This window comes from Natronorubrum halalkaliphilum, from assembly GCF_009834785.1.
Taxonomy (GTDB): domain Archaea; phylum Halobacteriota; class Halobacteria; order Halobacteriales; family Natrialbaceae; genus Natronorubrum; species Natronorubrum halalkaliphilum.
The window spans coordinates 201267-216514 of sequence record NZ_WUYX01000053.1; the positions used below are offsets into that span (position 1 = coordinate 201267).

The window sequence follows — 15248 nt, forward strand, 5'->3', positions numbered from 1 at the left end:
CGAGCGAAGACAGCGCGGCGACAAAAACACACCGGCTGGCCCGAAGGCGATACGGACGCTGCAGTGTGACCGGTGAACTAACTCGCTGGCCGTCGGAGTCACCGTATGGTCGACTCTCCGACTGACTCCGACTCCGAAGCCGGTACCGAATCCGATTCCGTATCCGAGTTCGAACTCGAGCGCGCGTACGACCGCGACGAGCTCGCCGCCGTCTTCGATACGCTCGCGACTGCACTGGCCGACGACCGACCCCTGCGGATAGCCGACGGAGAGCGGACGGCGACGATATCGATTCCGTCCCGGATCGTCGCGGCGATCGAAGCCGAACGCGAGACCGACGCTGACCCGCCGGTCACCGAACTGGAACTCGAACTCGAGTGGGACGATCCGGACGGCTCGAGTCTGGCGTTCGAAGCGGAGCGCGACGACCCACCCGGCGTCGTCACCGATGGCCGACGGGGGACGCAAACGGACGTCAGCGAGCCAGAGACCGACCCGGCGACGGCGACGGCGACGATACCGCCGGACGCGGTTACCGGCCGAGACCAAGGGGACGATGACGAGCCGCGAGTCGAACCCGAGGTGCGTCGAGCGGACGCGCTCGAGGACGGGCCGGACACTGGAGACGATTCGGAGGACCCGACCGAGCCGGACGCGGAATCGGAGGCGGCACACGCGCCGGACGAGAAACGCGGCGAGCGAACCAGCCGGTTCGAGGTCTACGAGGATCGGGCCGGCCAGTGGCGCTGGCGGCTGGTCCACTGGAACGGGAATATCGTGGCGGACGGCGGCGAGGGATACGCCTCGCGGTCGAACGCCAGACGCGCCGTTCGGGGCGTGATGCGCAGCGCGCCGACGGCGCGTCTCGTGGATCGAAACGAGTGACGACGGCGCCGACTCGCGTGACGAGCAGGCGCGACGATCCGTACTGACCGAACCACCGCCCGTCGCACAACTCGCGACGGTGCCGCACTACGGCCGGAAATCGTCTAGCTCGACGTCGAAATCGAACTCCGCCTCCCGGTTTGCCGACTCGTACTCGAGGGACGGTCGAGTCCCGTCTGGAATCGCGTTGTACTGCCGGAGGAACGCGACGATACCGCGTTTCCCGCCGAAGTCACCCCGATATCGGCGGAAGAGGCGCGGGATCGTGGCCACGTCGGCCTCCGGATCGTACATCACGTTCTCCTCGAGAAACCACTCGACGGCGATGTCCAGTTCCGCGTCGACGTCGGTCGGCGAGTAGACCGTGACCGGCGGACAGTGGTCGGCGCCGTGGCTCACGGCGAAGTGAATCCGCGGATCGCACTCGGGGAGTCGGAACTCCCGTTCGAACGCCGAGGGGATCAGACGGGGCAGATAACCGAATCCCCAGGAGTGTTTCGAACGGCGAAGCAGTCCATGTTCGATATCGTTGAGGCTCAACCAGACGCCGCCGACCGGGATCCGGTCTCGGGAGACGAACTTCCAGCGCTGGAGGTGCCCGCCGTCGAGCAACGTCGGCTCCGCCTCGAGCAGCAACTGGGCGTAGGCGTTGTAGCAGTTGAGCCAGAAGGACAGTTTCCCCTCGCGACTCGACAGTGCACGCGCTAGTTTGGAACGCTCGAGCGTCGCGAGGTGTTCTCGCAACCAGTCGGTATCGCCCTCGGTCTTGACCGCGTACAACAGATCGGCCGAGAGTGAGAGGGGATCGAGCTGGGTCGACATTCGTTTCTAGATTGGCGAACCAGACCCTTGAAGTCGTGTGGCGAATCCTCACGACAGTCGTCACGCTGAACATGTCTGGCCCGGTTTTATGCCGTACTGCGTGGAAACGAACGCCGTGAACCTCAGTAGAGGGTATCTCCTGACGCTCGTTCTCATTCTGGCGTATCTCTCGTGGCAACTCGTCACACCGTTCTTACAGTACGTTCTCGGCGCCGTTCTCATCGCGTTCGTCCTCTATCCCCTTCAGGAGCGACTCGAGAACTACGTCTCGTCGACGATCGCCGCATTGGCGCTCGTGCTCCTGGCGATCGTCGGCTTCATCGTCCCGTTCGTCGTCGTCGCGGTGGCGATCGCCGACGATGTCGCCAACATTCTGCAGGATATCGACCCCGAAACGCTTCAGTTGGCCGAAATCGAGGACCAAATCGAGGAGGAAACGGGGATCGACATCGACATTACCGAACAGCTGGCCGGTTCGGCCGAACAGATCGGGACGATGCTTCTCGAGCAGACGACGGCGTGGTTCAGCGCGCTCACACACGCCCTGATCGGCCTCGGGCTTATGCTCTTCTTGCTCTACTACCTGCTCAAGGAAGGCGACGCGCTCATGGCGTGGCTCACGGAGATGACCCCGTTGCCGGACGACGTCCAGAACGACCTCTACGGCGAGCTAAAGGAGGTCATGTGGGCGGTGTTGGCCGGACACGTGTTGATCGCCATTATCGAAGGCGTTATCGCAGGGCTCGGGCTGTTCGCGACCGGGATTCCAAACGCCGCGTTCTGGACGTTCATCATGGTCATCCTCTCGCTGGTGCCGCTGATCGGCGCACCGGTGGTGTGGGTTCCCGCATCCCTCTACCTGCTCGCGATCGGCGAGCCGATCCTCGCGCTGGCACTCGCGATCTACAGCGCGATCGTCGTCGGCATCGCCGACGACTACCTGCGGCCGATCGTCGTCGATCAGTTCGCCGAAATCAGTCCCGCCGTGATCATCCTCGGCGTTCTCGGCGGCATCTACGCCTTCGGCATTATGGGGCTGTTCTTCGGTCCCGTGATCCTCGGCGCGTTCCTCGCGACGGTGAACGTCCTCAACGAGAACTACGACCGTCTCGGAGGCGGATACGGGAACTCCGGGCCGTGAACCCCGTCATTTTCGGGGAATGGGAGTGACCGCGAAGTGGCCGCGCTACCAGCGCGACCACCAAATCGCCGCCAGCGTCGACGGCCATCAGTCCCGATATCACCGTCGCCGATCGTGTCGACCGGCGAGAACTATAAGGTCACGTAGGAACGGATACTCGATATGTCAGTCCCCGACGCCGCAGCGACAGCAGAAACCGTCGTCGACGAAATCCTCTCCGCAGTCGTCGCCGACCGGACCGTCCTCGAGGAGGTCACCGCCGGCGTACTCGCCCGTGGTCACGTGCTCCTCGAGGACGTCCCCGGAACGGGCAAGACGCTAACGGCCCGCTCGTTCGCGACCGCCCTCGGCCTCGAGTTCTCTCGCGTGCAGTTCACGCCCGATCTCATGCCCGCGGACGTCACGGGTTCGTACGTGTTCGAGGAGGATACCGGCGAGTTTCGGTTTACCCCCGGCCCGGTGTTCGCGAACGTCGTGCTCGCCGACGAGATCAACCGCGCGCCGCCGAAAACCCAGTCCGCGCTGCTCGAAGCAATGGAGGAAGGGCAGGTCACCGTCGACGGCGAGACCCACGACCTCCCCGATCCGTTCGTCGTCATCGCGACGCAGAATCCGGTCGAGCAGGAGGGCACGTTCGAACTGCCGGAAGCCCAGCGCGACCGGTTCATGATCAAGACCTCGCTCGGCTACCCCGATCCCGAAGGAACGCGAGAGTTGATCGATCGACGCGCCGACCGCGACCAGCCGGATCCCACCGTCGAACCGGTCGTCGATCGGGAGGCGGTCCTGGAACTGCAGCGCGTTCCCGAAGGCGTCACCGTCGACGGGCCGATACGCGACTACATCGGCGAGATCTGTCGTACCACTCGTCGGGACGGACGCGTCGACGTCGGCGTCTCGCCCCGGGGCGTCCAGCGACTGTTCGAGGCGAGTCGAGCGCGGGCCGTCCTCGACGGCCGCGACTACGTCGTGCCCGACGACGTCAAGTGCATCGCCGGCCCCGCGCTCGCCCACCGACTCGTCCTGAATCCGGAAGCGAATATCCAGGGTGCCTCGCGACGGGCGGTCGTCGAATCGGTTCTCGACGACGTCGACGTCCCCGCGATGGAGCCCCCATCAGCGGAGCAGTAACCACGCCCCGCCGACGACCGCAGTGACGCCGGCGACGACACCCGCCGTCGCCGGCACCGACAGCGCGGGTGCGAGCACGGTTCCGATCCACAATCCGCCTGCAGCGATCGGAACGCCGACGGCCGCGACGGCACCGCTCCAGCCGACCCGGACGAGTTGTGGCCGTCTCGACGCGCCCTCGAGACCGATCTCCCGCCCGAGAGTGCGGCCGTAGCGCCCGACATCGTAGACGAATAACCCGGCTGCGAGCGCGACGAGCGACGGCAGCACCGTTCCGAAGACGGTGACGTCGGCCGCGTCGCTGGTCGTCCCGACGGTAACGCTCCCCGCCGCAAGTCCGACGGCGATGACGGTTGCTGGGTCGGGCGTCGCCGCGATCAGTCTCGTCCCGTGTTTCATCGCGAGCCAACCTGCCCCGAGAACGACGGCGATCGCGCCGAACAGTGGTGCTACCAGATCGTCCTGTCCGCCGGGGGCGACGGCACCGACCGTTCCGACGAACGCACCGGTGGTTCCGAAAACGGTCCCGACGGCGACCGCGACGATGGCACCGCTTCCGTCGGCTACGAGATTCCAGACGTACCCCACGACCAGTCCCAGAGCGGTGAGGGTGACACCGAAAAGCGCCACCGCCGCGAGCAGACCGCGAGCGACGCCGCTGCCGGCGACGCCAGCGATGAGCGACTCCATCGAGAACACGTACCGGGCGAACAGCGTCCCCACCGAGAGCGAGACGAACGCGAGACCGGCCGCGAAGACGACCGTCAGCGCCAGTGTGTTACGCATCGCGATCGAGGAGTCGGCGTACCGCGGGGTGGTAAACGCCGCCGACGGGAGCGCGACCGAACCGACCGCCAGCGCGAGTCCGGCGGCGACGATCCAGACGAGCACGCCGGAGATGCCGGACCCAGGGAGCCAGAGCACCGTCTCGGCCGCCGGACCGATCCCGCCGGCCGTATCGATCCCGTGACCGAGAACGGCGAGAATCGCAGCGACGGCTGCTGCGATGATCGCTGCCGTCCCTATCCGTCGAACGGCGGTCGACGACGGCCAGCCCGTCGCAGTAGCGCCGGCGGCGGCCGCGGTGACCGAAGCGACGACCACGAGTGCACCCGAAGTCGGGTCCAGGGTGCGTGCGAGACCGGCGACTGCACCGATGACGATGACCGGCAAGAGGGCGGCGGCGACGGCAACCCGTCGGTGCGGGCCGGCGAACCAGCGTGACACCGCCGCAAACGCGAGCCCGATACCGATACCGCCGAGTACCGCCCGATCGTACCCGGCCAGCGCGAGCGTTCCAACGAGCGCGGCGATCGTGATCGCTCGCGCCGTCGTCGCTGGGAGTCCGTCAACGGCGTCGCTCATCGGTCACCCACCTCTCCGATAGCATCGTTCAGGACCAACGCAAGCGGGCGCTCGAGGTCCCAGTCGACGACTCGAGCGCCCGTCGTCCGGGTTTCGGCCAGCCGGGTTCCGCGGTCGACGGCTTCCAGTCGAGTCGCGAGGTCGTCGGCGCCGGTGTCGGGAGCAGCGGCATCGGTATCGACACCGGCAGTGACGTCAGGGGAGACGACGCGGACGGCGTAGCCGCGTGCCCGAAGTCGACGGACGAGATCGACCGGTTGATCGTCGACGAAGGACGAAAACAGGTACACTTGCGCTTCGCCGGGAAGCACCTGGGGGAGTTCGTCGAGCGGGTCACCGTGGATCGTGCGGGCGTCGGCCGCGCCGGCGGGATCGGACTGCCACGTCGCGCGAAGCAGGTTCGTCGCCCGCTGTCGCGTCGTCGGACCGGTTCCCGGCGAGACTGACGCCAACTGGTTTTTGTGGACGACGACGGCACCGGCCGGATGGCCCGTCGACAGCAGCGTCTCGACCGTTCGCTCGGCCGCGGTAGCCGACAGTTCGACCGCGGGCGGCTGTTCGGTCGTCGCCGCGCGGAACTGGCTCGAGCGGGCGTCGACGACGCAGACGATTCGCGTCGCTCGTTCGGCGCGGTACTCGACGGTCGCCAACTCTCGCGTGCCGGCGTAGCGTCGCCAGTCGATCGAACTGACCGGATCGCCCGACTGGTACTCGCGGACGGCGTAGAACTCGATGCCGCTCCCGCCCTCGTCCGTCGGCACCTCGCCCGCGTAATCGTTCGTGCCGCCGCCGAGCGGAACCGCCTCGACGGCCGGCGAACAGCGGACCGTGTCGTTGCCGGCCACGGGGTCGGTCCACGTCTCCGCCACAGTTCCCGTGAGATCGCGCGTTCGGACCGTTGCGTCGTCGAACACGTACTCGCCGCGCCGGAGTTCGACCCCGTACTCGAGGGTCGTTTCCGCACCCGGTTCGAGAGTGACACACGTTCGCGGTGATCCGGAGACAACCGGCAAGGCGTCCGGAACGCCGTCGATGACGCGCAGATCGACGATCGGCTCCGAACCGACGTTTCGGACGGTCGTCCGCACGGAGACGGTATCGCCGGGGTCGCCAGCGACGACGTCCGAGGACGAATCGGCGCTGTCGGCCGCCGGTCCGGCAGTGGCTGCCCGCTCCTCGGTCGAAAGCCGTCGCTCGAGGCGCACCGTCGCGTCCTGTCGAGTGCCGAAGACGCCGGCAGCGACGTACCATAGCGGCAGCGTGGCGGCAGCGACGAGCAGTTGGCTGCCGACGGCGAGACCGATCCCCGCGAGCGAGAGCGTCGCGACGATTCCCCACTCGCCGTTCCCGGTTCGGTCGGCCATCGTCATCGGTCGACCCTCCGCTGTTCGGCGGTTTCGAACGCTTCGGTCGTCTCGGTCACCTCGAACGCTTCGGTCGTCTCGATCGCCTCGAACGCTTCGGTCGTCTCGATCGCCTCGAGCGTCCGCCGAACGCGGCGACGATAGGCCGCGCCGGGATCGACCGCGCCGCGCACTCGTTCGGCGATCGGTTGGCGGCGGTCGACCGCCAGAAACGCCGCCGCGACCGGATCGTCGGTCCACGTTCCCGCTCGGACGGCCTCGCGCGCCGCCTCCGTCTCGAGCCCGCGCCGCGATCTGCAGACCCGAACCGCACTCTCGGTGAGACGGTCCCGAATCTTCGCTTCCGAATTGGTCGTCCGACACTGATACCAGCCCCGGGAGGCGTACTCGAGGGTCCAGCCCGTCTCGCGGCCGACCGACCGTCTCGTTGGGGTGACACCCGTTTCGGGCGGCGGCCCGCGAACCATCTTCGGGACGCTCGAGCGGTCGCGGCTCCGGCTCAACCGAAGCGCCCCGACGGCGATCACCAGTCCGAGCACCGGCAACAGCACTGCCAGCGGGTACAACACCCCGACGAGTATCTGTCCGGGCGAGATGAAGCCGCCAAGCAGTATCGCGGCGACGGCCAAACCGGTACCGACGGCGACTAGCGCGACAGCGAGTCGCTCTTGATCGGCGGTCGCCAACCGACGGACGAGCCCTCCCAACGGACGCGGACCGCGGATTGACGTCATTCGGATCCCTCCTCGTCCTCCGGGTCTCGGTCGTACTCGAGTAGCTCCGACACCGTGTCTCGCACCTCGGCCACCCGGTCGGGAGACGGGTCGCGGGTGCCGTACTCGACGTCCCGAAACAGGGCGACGAGTCGGCGAACGTTCGTCGCCGGAAAGCCGGCGGCGATCGCTTTCCGGGCGAGTTGGCCGGGCGTCCGCGTCGTTCGGTTCTCGACGCCGAGTCGGTCGAGGAACGCGTGCCAGGCGGTTCGCACCTCCGCACGCGGCCCGTCCGGACCCAGCGGCTCGGCCGCCAGTTCGGGTGGGTTCGTATCGTTCGATTCGTTGTTCGCGGAGTCGCCGTCAGCGGTGGACCCGAATCGATCGCGGAACAGCGAGTCGCCGCGACCGCTCGACGAACGGGAGAACGAGCCGAGCGACGGCAGTGTAGAGCGGAGACTGCCGACGGTGAGCGACGGCACTAGCGTGCCGATCGACGGGAGCGACCGACCGATTCGTAGACTGGGAAGCGAAATCGTCGGCCACGATACTGTCGGACGGCGGAATCCGTCGCCCAGCGTGGAAAAGACGTCCGCGAGCGAGAGGAACAGGTCCGAAAGCACCGCGCCGCGACGGCGGTCGCGGGAGGCGACAACGCGCAGATAGGTTATCGTGAGTCCCAGCAGGAGGCCGGGACCGAGCACGACGATGGCCGTCAACCGAAGGTAGAGGTTTTCGACCGTCGCCGACGCAGTTTCCGCGCCGACGTCCGCGGTGACCGTCGCCTCGTCGTCGACCGGCATCCACAGCGATGCTTGACCGTTCTCGTCGGTGGTCAGTTCGTCACCGCTCTCGAGGACTACCGTCGCGTTCGGAACGGCGGCCCCGTCAGCCGAGACCTGTACGGGTGCGGGAAAGCCCGGCAGCACGATCGGGTCGGAAGCGAATTCGACCGTCGGTTCCGGGACGTCGATCGTGCGTTCGCCCTCGACCGGACCCCGCTCGACGTGTAGCTCGGCCGATCCGGCCGTTTCGGGAAGCGTCACGGTCGCCGTCCCCCTCTCGTCGGTGGTCGCGACGGCCTCGCCGTCGATCGACACCGTTGCGTTGGTTACCAGCGTCGAGCCGACCGCGGCGGCCACCTCGATATCCTGATCCGGAGCGACCCCGGCGTCGGTTTCGATCGTCGCCCCCGTCGGAACGTCGACCGTCCGCGAGAGGTTTTCATCGGGAACGGTGACGGTCATCGTCTCCTCGTAGGGAACGGCGGCATCGACTCGACCGACCCTGTTCGTTTCTCCGACCGTTTCGTCGTTCACTTCGACGGCCTTCGTATCGAAGTGGGTCGCACCCTCAACCTCGACTACCACGTCGTTACCGGGTTCGACCGCGCCGTCGATCGCTATCGGGTGCGTTTCGTCGGTGGCGTCGGTGTCATCCGTGTCGTCGCTCTCGTCGTTGTTCCCGTCGGCGTCGGTGTCGTCGTCGGCATCGGCATCGGTCAGTTCCGTCGCCGGATCCGACGACGACGTAAGCGCGTCCCAGTCGTTGGCGGTCGTCCCGCCCTCGCTCGGCCCCGGCCCGTCCAGGCGCGGATCCGCCGCGGGAAGCGCGCTGGCGACGATCAGGAGACAGCACAGACAGCCGAGTACGAACAGCAATCGTCGCGCGTCGGTCACGGCCGTTCCTCCTGTTCGGCGGCCATCTCGGACAGTCGTCGGATCCGTTCGTCGATCGGCGGATGCGTCTCGACCGAGGTACTTACACTCGTACTCGTATTCGTATGTGCGCTCGGAGACGTCGCCGATGTCTCGGCCTCGAGCCACGTAGTTATCTGCTCCCGCCGTCGTGTCGGATCGGTCGGCCGCCCGATTTCGGGCAGCGACGCGGTGTTACGGCCGGTGATGAGTTCCGTTGGAACGATACACAGCGCGCGGGTTTTGGCCGATCGAAGGTCCGTCCCGGGGGTGGTCGTCGCCTCGGAGAGCGCCACCAGCGCGGTCGCGAGCGCCAGCGGCGTCCCCGTGATCCGAGCCGCCCCGGCGTCGGCGGCGAACTCTCGAGCCTGCGAGAGCGTCCGCGTCGCCCAGTCGGCGACGATCGGAAACAGCCAGACCACGGGTGCCACGAGGACGTACGTCAGCACGACCAGCGGGAGAAACCACTGGAGCGCGAGCCGACCCTGCCCCGACACTGTCTCGCGACCGGAAGCCGCGCGACGCGCGAGCCGAGCGGCGTGGTAGGTTCGATCGGCGATCTCCAGAAACAGCGTCGTGATCGTCATTAGCGTCACGTCGCGGTTGGCGATGTGGGCGATCTCGTGGGCCAGGACCGCCGCTAGCTCGTCTTCGTCCAGCCGCTCGACCACCCCCGTCGTGACGACGATCGTTGCGTCGGTCAGCCGGCCGACGGTGTAACAGCTCGGTCGGTCGTCCGCGACGACGCGGACGTCCGGTTCCGGCACGTCGACGCTCATCGACAGCCGACGGACGATTCGGGCGACTTCGTGGTCGTCGGCGCCGGCGGTCGCACGCGTGCCCGAGAGCACGCGTCGATAGCCGTAGTAGGCCTGGGCCGCGAGAAAGGCCCCGACGAGGACCAGCACCGTCGACCACGAGACGGGAAGCTGGAGGAGATCGAAGCCGACGGTCCCATGGCGGAGGAAAACGATCGTTCCGGCGACGACGCCCGGAAGCAACACGCCGTAGGCCCACAGCAACGCGATCACGAACAGGGCGTTTACCGCGACGAACACCCCGAGGACGGCAGCGATCCGCAACCGAAGATTCATGGAGGGATTGATCCGTACTTTCTGCCAGGCAAGTAAAAATTTTCTGTAAACACCTATATGGAGCGTTACAGGTAGGCCCAAACAGGTGAGATAGTGCAACCAGCAAACAGATCGTCTACGCGTCTTAGATAGACTTCCCTCGGCCAGTTCCGGCCTACTCGCGACCCCGAACCTGTGGATGAACCGGGAGAGACACACGACAGACCGCATGAACAACCCGGTCAGGACGGGGGAACAATATGCTCGAATCACACCACGCGTTCAGAGCAATTGCTGTCAATGCGAAACGGGTAACGACCACGCTATTACCGTTCTCGAGTGACTATAGCATCCCGAATTTCGGGACCCCGCTCGATGGATATCGTGGGTTCTCGGCTGGCGTATTGATCACGTCGAGGCCAAGCGGCCGGCGAGGAAGTTGGGGAAGTTCACGGTGGAGAGGTAGCGCTCGAGATGCTGCCAGCCGCCGACAATCTCCCCTTTCTGCTGAAACGGTCTGCTCTCGTAGGGATGGGGCCGGAACCGATCAAAATACTTCAAAATGGTTTATTTGCCTCCTCATGATCGAAACTCAAGTATGTCAGACAGAAACACACACGAGTTGTCGGCACCGGACCAGACGATTGATCACGACGAATACGATCCGGTCGGAACGCTGGCATTGATTCTGCTGTACTTTCTGGTGCTCGTGTTGATGTGGCTGTTTACGTACTTCATCGAGTTTCTCGGAAACGATCCAACGCCAGTGATTATCGTATGAAGATACATACCTACGAAAAGCTGTGGCTCGTCGCCTCGCTGGTCCTGATCGTTGGCTTCATTGCAACGATTACCTACGGTTCGGTCGCGCTCGGGATCACCATGGTCGGTGACGAGGAACCGACTATCGAACCGGACGAAATCAGTGACGACGAGCGCTTTGGGGAACCGCGCGTCGAACAGGTGGGTGAGAACGAGTACGAGGCCTACGTCATCGCACAAACGTTCATCTTCCAGCCAGAGACGATCGAAGTGCCCGCGGACAGCGAGGTAACCTTCTACGTGACGAGCCGAGACGTCATTCACAGCTTCAGCGTTGTCGGGACCAACACCAACACCATGGTTATTCCCGGCGAGATATCGACGCTGACCGTCGAGTTCGACGAACCCGATGAGTACGGTATCGTCTGTAACGAGTACTGTGGTGACTTTCACCACACGATGGAAGGGCAACTTCACGTTGTTCCCGAAGACGAGTTCGACATGACCGAACTCGCCGTCGAAGCCGACGACGAGGTCGAGATCGACGACGACGCAACATTCGAGGTCGCCGTCGAGAACCGGCAACTCGAGGCCCTCGAGACGACCGTCGCTCTGGAGATTGGCGACGAAACGCTCGAGGAGGACGTCACGGTCGACAGTCAGATGACCGAGGAGACGACGTTTACCGTCGACTCGGCAGATCTTGGGGAGGGTGACCACGACTGGACGGTCACCGTCGACGACTACGAGGAGAGCGGGACCCTGACCGTCGCCGAAGATCTCGAGGACGAAGACGGGAACGAGGACGGTGATGAGGGAGACGGTGGCGACGATGGCGATAACGAGACGGACGAGGAGGGCGATACCGATGAGTAACACGTTCGTCGACGCCTATCCGAAACAGGCACGGATCATCCGGCAGGCGTTTTTGACCTCGTTCATCGCGCTGGCGATCGGGGCCTTCTTCGGCCTCATTCAGGCGCTCCACCGGACGAATATTCTCAGGGCGATCGAGTCGCCGACCTATTACACCGTGTTGACGGGCCACGGCGTCTTTCTGGTCATCACGTTCACCATCTTTTTCCTCGTCGGAGTCTACCAGTGGGCGGTGACCGAGAGCCTCGAGCGCGGACCCGTCGACATGCGGTTCACCTGGGGTTGGTACGGACTGATGCTGACGGGAACGATGCTCGCAGCGTTCGCGATTCTGGCGGGCTTCACCGATGCGATTGACGTCAGTGCCGACGTGCTCTTTACATTCTACGCGCCGCTACAGGGCCATCCGATCTTCTATATCGGCCTCGTGGTGTTCGTCGTCGGCACATGGCTTGCCGGTGCCGACTGGTTCCGAACGTGGCTGGCCTGGAAGGGAGAGAACCCGGGCAAGCGCATCCCGCTACCGACGTTTATGGTGCTGACGACGATGATCATGTGGTACATTTCCTCGATCGGCGTCGCTGTGGCGATCCTCGCCTTTATCCTTCCGTGGTCGATCGGAATCGTCGAATCGATCAACCCGACGCTGACCCGAACGCTGTTCTGGTACTTCGGTCATCCGGTCGTCTACTTCTGGCTCCTGCCGGCGTATCTCATGTGGTACATTCTGTTGCCGAAACTCTCGGGCGGCCGGCTGTTCAGCGACCCGCTCGCACGCGTCGTCTTCATCTTGTTTATTCTGCTGTCGACGCCGGTCGGGATCCATCACCAGTATCTGGATCCTGGCATCGCCGAGGGGTTCAAATACATCGCGATGACGAACACCATGTTTCTTCTGCTTCCGAGTCTGCTCACGGCGTTTACCGTCGTCGCCAGCATGGAACACGGCGCTCGTCAGCGCGGGGGGAAAGGCTACTTCGGCTGGCTCAAAGCCTTGCCCTGGCGGGAGCCTGCGTTTACCGGAATGGCACTCGCCGGAATGGTCTTCGCGTTCGGTGGGTTCACTGGAATCGTCAACGCCGGCATGAACATCAACTACCTCGTCCACAACTCGCTGTGGGTCCCCGGCCATATTCATACACAGGTCGGAACGGCCGTTGCACTGACGTTCATGGCTGGGTCCTACTGGCTCATTCCACAGCTGACCGGAAACCGCCTCGTCGGCCGTGGAATCGCGCTGTTCCAGGTCGTCCTCTGGTTCGTCGGCATCGTGATCATGACGAACGCGATGTACCGCGGCGGGTTGATCGGCATGCCGCGTCGAACAGCTGAACCAGAGTACGAGGGGTTCAACTACGAGGTTGCGGCCGGCTCCGTCGGCGAACTCAACGCGCAGGTCGCGCTCGGAGGAACGCTCCTCTTCGTCTCGACGATGATCTTCCTCGCCCTGATGATCTTGACGCTGTTCAACGGGGAGAGCGAGCCGATCGACAACCGGACGATTCCAGCCCCGCTGTCGGGTCCCGAAGACTCCCCGCCCGTTCTTGACAACCTGAAACTGTGGGTCGCCATCGCAGCCGTGCTGGTCGTGCTGGCGTACGTGATTCCACTCGCCAGCATCGTGAGCAGAGGCGGGTTGTTCGGTCCGGATATCGGGCCGTTCCCTGTTTTCGTGGAGCCGGTATCGCTTCTCATCGAAACCGTACTCGTGAGTATCGGATGGTGAGCGATGGATGCGCCTTTCCTGGCCCCAACTACTGATCGTGATTGCGCTACTGATCGTGATACTCGTCGAGCTTCGGACCGTCCTCGCGTTCTTCGAGATCCATCTCTCGGTGACCGCGACAGCCGTGCTTGCGGTCGTCGTAATCGGCGCACTCGTCCTGTGGACCGTTCTCTCGAGTGCGGACCGGTCAGAGTGAGACAGCGATCGACCCTCGAGAGATGTTCACACGGCGTCGCGACCCGGATTCGTCGCGCTTTTGCCCTGCGAGATACCATACACTGTCAAGCGAATGGCCCGGTACCACATCGAAACGTACGGCTGCACGTCGAACCGCGGAGAGAGCCGCGAGATCGAGCGACGGCTCCGTGACGCGGGCCATCACCAGGTCGACGGGCCAGACGAGGCCGACGTCGCCATCCTCAACACCTGTACCGTCGTCGAGAAGACCGAGCGGAACATGCTCCGACGGGCCGAGGAGTTGGCCGACGAGACCGCGGACCTGTTCATCACGGGCTGTATGGCCCTCGCGCAGGGCGAGGAGTTCGCCCGGGCCGACGTCGACGGCCAGGTGCTCCACTGGGACGAGGTTCCCGAAGCCGTCACGAACGGCGAGTGTCCGACGACGACACCCGACGCCGAGCCCATTCTGGACGGCGTCGTGGGAATCCTCCCCATCGCGCGGGGCTGTATGTCCGACTGCTCGTACTGCATCACCAAGCAGGCGACCGGCAAGATCGACTCGCCGTCGATCGAGGAAAACGTCGAGAAAGCCCGCGCCCTGATCCACGCGGGCGCAAAGGAGATCCGCATTACGGGCCAAGACACCGGCGTCTACGGCTGGGACGAGGGCGAACGAAAGCTCCACCAACTGCTCGAGGAGATCTGCGAAATCGACGGCGAGTTCCGCGTTCGCGTGGGCATGGCCAACCCGAAGGGCGTTCACGGCATCCGCGAGGAACTCGCCGATGTCTTCGCCGAGTACGACGAACTGTACGACTTCCTCCACGCGCCGGTCCAGTCGGGGAGCGACGACGTCCTGGGCGACATGCGCCGCCAGCATCAGGTCGAGGAATACCTCGAGGTCGTCGAGACCTTCGACGACCGCCTCGAGTACTGGACGCTCTCGACGGACTTCATCGTCGGCTTCCCGACCGAGACCGACCACGACCACGCCCAGTCGATGGCGCTGCTGCGGGAGACTCGACCCGAAAAGATCAACGTCACACGCTTCTCGAAGCGGCCGGGAACCGACGCGGCCGATATGAAGGGACTGGGCGGCACGATCAAGAAGGAGCGATCGAAGGAGATGAGCGAGGTCAAACGCGACATCGTCGGCGAAGCCTACGCGGACATGGTCGGCGAGACCCGCGAGGACGTGCTGGTCGTCGAGGAGGGCACCGCCGACTCGGTGAAGTGTCGCGATTCGGCATACCGACAGCTCATCGTCCAGAACGCGAGCGACTACGGTATCGAACCCGGCGATTTCGTCGACCTCGAGATCACGGCCCACGAGTCGATGTACGCGTTCGGCAAGCCGGTGTAATGCTGGCGCGTACGCGACGGCGCCGATCGGCGATCCAGACTGTTGTATCCGTCAGGATGGGAAACTACGCCGCAAAAATCAAAAACCAACTTGGCCACTCTCATCGACCAGGAATCAGATGGCACGTTAAAGCGCCGGACGAACGAATAG

Annotated in this window: 14 protein-coding genes; 8 read left to right on the forward strand and 6 right to left on the reverse strand. The window is 64.8% G+C overall.

Annotation, left to right across the window (positions count from 1 at the left end; translation table 11 throughout):
- Positions 1 to 105: 105 nt before the first annotated feature.
- Positions 106 to 885 carry an amphi-Trp domain-containing protein gene (locus GS429_RS16590; protein WP_160066452.1) on the forward strand — a complete coding sequence of 260 codons (780 nt, stop codon included), beginning with the start codon at positions 106 to 108 and terminating at the stop codon, positions 883 to 885.
- 87 nt (positions 886 to 972) lie between these two features.
- Here GS429_RS16590 and GS429_RS16595 read toward each other — a convergent pair whose 3' ends face one another.
- The gene (locus tag GS429_RS16595) at positions 973 to 1707 is read right to left on the reverse strand and encodes a DUF547 domain-containing protein (RefSeq protein WP_160066453.1); all 735 of its coding nucleotides are present in this window, start codon (positions 1705 to 1707) and stop codon (positions 973 to 975) included.
- 115 nt (positions 1708 to 1822) lie between these two features.
- Between GS429_RS16595 and GS429_RS16600 the strand changes: the two genes are divergently transcribed.
- Positions 1823 to 2848: an AI-2E family transporter gene (locus GS429_RS16600; RefSeq protein ID WP_328821444.1), complete on the forward strand. Its 1026-nt coding sequence runs from the start codon at positions 1823 to 1825 to the stop codon at positions 2846 to 2848.
- A gap of 162 nt (positions 2849 to 3010) precedes the next feature.
- Positions 3011 to 3979 (forward strand): AAA family ATPase, encoded by a 969-nt coding sequence (locus GS429_RS16605; RefSeq protein ID WP_160066455.1) that lies wholly within the window; start codon positions 3011 to 3013, stop codon positions 3977 to 3979.
- On the opposite strand, the gene GS429_RS16610 is transcribed toward GS429_RS16605, so the two are convergent.
- Genes GS429_RS16610 through GS429_RS16635 form a run of 5 tightly spaced genes read right to left on the reverse strand, consistent with a single transcriptional unit; the run spans position 3965 to position 10212 of the window.
- A complete protein-coding gene (locus GS429_RS16610) occupies positions 3965 to 5344 on the reverse strand; it encodes a hypothetical protein (RefSeq protein WP_160066456.1) in 1380 nt (459 codons plus the stop codon). The two genes, GS429_RS16605 and GS429_RS16610, sit on opposite strands and share 15 nt — an antisense overlap.
- Positions 5341 to 6714 carry a DUF58 domain-containing protein gene (locus tag GS429_RS16615; RefSeq protein WP_328821445.1) on the reverse strand — a complete coding sequence of 458 codons (1374 nt, stop codon included), beginning with the start codon at positions 6712 to 6714 and terminating at the stop codon, positions 5341 to 5343. The genes GS429_RS16610 and GS429_RS16615 overlap by 4 nt, the downstream gene beginning before the upstream one ends.
- Positions 6711 to 7442, reverse strand: coding sequence for a DUF7269 family protein (locus tag GS429_RS22255; protein ID WP_235920836.1), 732 nt, complete (start codon positions 7440 to 7442; stop codon positions 6711 to 6713). The genes GS429_RS16615 and GS429_RS22255 overlap by 4 nt, the downstream gene beginning before the upstream one ends.
- The gene (locus tag GS429_RS16630) at positions 7439 to 9100 is read right to left on the reverse strand and encodes a DUF4129 domain-containing protein (protein WP_328821446.1); all 1662 of its coding nucleotides are present in this window, start codon (positions 9098 to 9100) and stop codon (positions 7439 to 7441) included. Before GS429_RS16630 ends, GS429_RS22255 begins: the two co-directional genes overlap by 4 nt.
- Positions 9097 to 10212, reverse strand: a complete 1116-nt coding sequence (locus GS429_RS16635) for a M48 family metalloprotease (RefSeq protein ID WP_160066459.1) — start codon at positions 10210 to 10212, stop codon at positions 9097 to 9099. The genes GS429_RS16630 and GS429_RS16635 overlap by 4 nt, the downstream gene beginning before the upstream one ends.
- Positions 10213 to 10789: 577 nt before the next feature.
- On the opposite strand from GS429_RS16635, the gene GS429_RS16645 reads away from it, so the two are divergent.
- The 5 genes from GS429_RS16645 (at position 10790) to GS429_RS16665 (ending at position 15098) form a co-directional block, all read left to right on the forward strand.
- Positions 10790 to 10972 carry a cytochrome oxidase gene (locus GS429_RS16645; RefSeq protein ID WP_160066461.1) on the forward strand — a complete coding sequence of 61 codons (183 nt, stop codon included), beginning with the start codon at positions 10790 to 10792 and terminating at the stop codon, positions 10970 to 10972.
- The gene (locus tag GS429_RS16650; protein ID WP_160066462.1) at positions 10969 to 11829 is read left to right on the forward strand and encodes a cytochrome c oxidase subunit II; all 861 of its coding nucleotides are present in this window, start codon (positions 10969 to 10971) and stop codon (positions 11827 to 11829) included. Before GS429_RS16645 ends, GS429_RS16650 begins: the two co-directional genes overlap by 4 nt.
- Positions 11822 to 13555 (forward strand): b(o/a)3-type cytochrome-c oxidase subunit 1, encoded by a 1734-nt coding sequence (locus GS429_RS16655; RefSeq protein ID WP_160066463.1) that lies wholly within the window; start codon positions 11822 to 11824, stop codon positions 13553 to 13555. Before GS429_RS16650 ends, GS429_RS16655 begins: the two co-directional genes overlap by 8 nt.
- A gap of 7 nt (positions 13556 to 13562) precedes the next feature.
- Positions 13563 to 13751 carry a CbaC protein gene (locus GS429_RS16660; RefSeq protein WP_160066464.1) on the forward strand — a complete coding sequence of 63 codons (189 nt, stop codon included), beginning with the start codon at positions 13563 to 13565 and terminating at the stop codon, positions 13749 to 13751.
- Positions 13752 to 13844: 93 nt separating this feature from the next.
- A complete protein-coding gene (locus GS429_RS16665) occupies positions 13845 to 15098 on the forward strand; it encodes a tRNA (N(6)-L-threonylcarbamoyladenosine(37)-C(2))-methylthiotransferase (RefSeq protein ID WP_160066465.1) in 1254 nt (417 codons plus the stop codon).
- The last annotated feature ends 150 nt before the right edge of the window (positions 15099 to 15248 follow it).

Excerpts from the sequence above, each read along its gene's own strand:
- GS429_RS16590 (WP_160066452.1), top strand. The coding sequence starts at position 106 with ATGGTCGACTCTCCGACTGACTCCGACTCCGAAGCCGGTACCGAATCC.
- GS429_RS16595 (WP_160066453.1), bottom strand. The coding sequence starts at position 1,707 with ATGTCGACCCAGCTCGATCCCCTCTCACTCTCGGCCGATCTGTTGTAC.
- GS429_RS16605 (WP_160066455.1), top strand. The coding sequence starts at position 3,011 with ATGTCAGTCCCCGACGCCGCAGCGACAGCAGAAACCGTCGTCGACGAA.
- GS429_RS16610 (WP_160066456.1), bottom strand. The coding sequence starts at position 5,344 with ATGAGCGACGCCGTTGACGGACTCCCAGCGACGACGGCGCGAGCGATC.
- GS429_RS16615 (WP_328821445.1), bottom strand. The coding sequence starts at position 6,714 with ATGACGATGGCCGACCGAACCGGGAACGGCGAGTGGGGAATCGTCGCG.
- GS429_RS22255 (WP_235920836.1), bottom strand. The coding sequence starts at position 7,442 with ATGACGTCAATCCGCGGTCCGCGTCCGTTGGGAGGGCTCGTCCGTCGG.
- GS429_RS16635 (WP_160066459.1), bottom strand. The coding sequence starts at position 10,212 with ATGAATCTTCGGTTGCGGATCGCTGCCGTCCTCGGGGTGTTCGTCGCG.
- GS429_RS16645 (WP_160066461.1), top strand. The coding sequence starts at position 10,790 with ATGTCAGACAGAAACACACACGAGTTGTCGGCACCGGACCAGACGATT.
- GS429_RS16650 (WP_160066462.1), top strand. The coding sequence starts at position 10,969 with ATGAAGATACATACCTACGAAAAGCTGTGGCTCGTCGCCTCGCTGGTC.
- GS429_RS16655 (WP_160066463.1), top strand. The coding sequence starts at position 11,822 with ATGAGTAACACGTTCGTCGACGCCTATCCGAAACAGGCACGGATCATC.
- GS429_RS16660 (WP_160066464.1), top strand. The coding sequence starts at position 13,563 with ATGCGCCTTTCCTGGCCCCAACTACTGATCGTGATTGCGCTACTGATC.
- GS429_RS16665 (WP_160066465.1), top strand. The coding sequence starts at position 13,845 with ATGGCCCGGTACCACATCGAAACGTACGGCTGCACGTCGAACCGCGGA.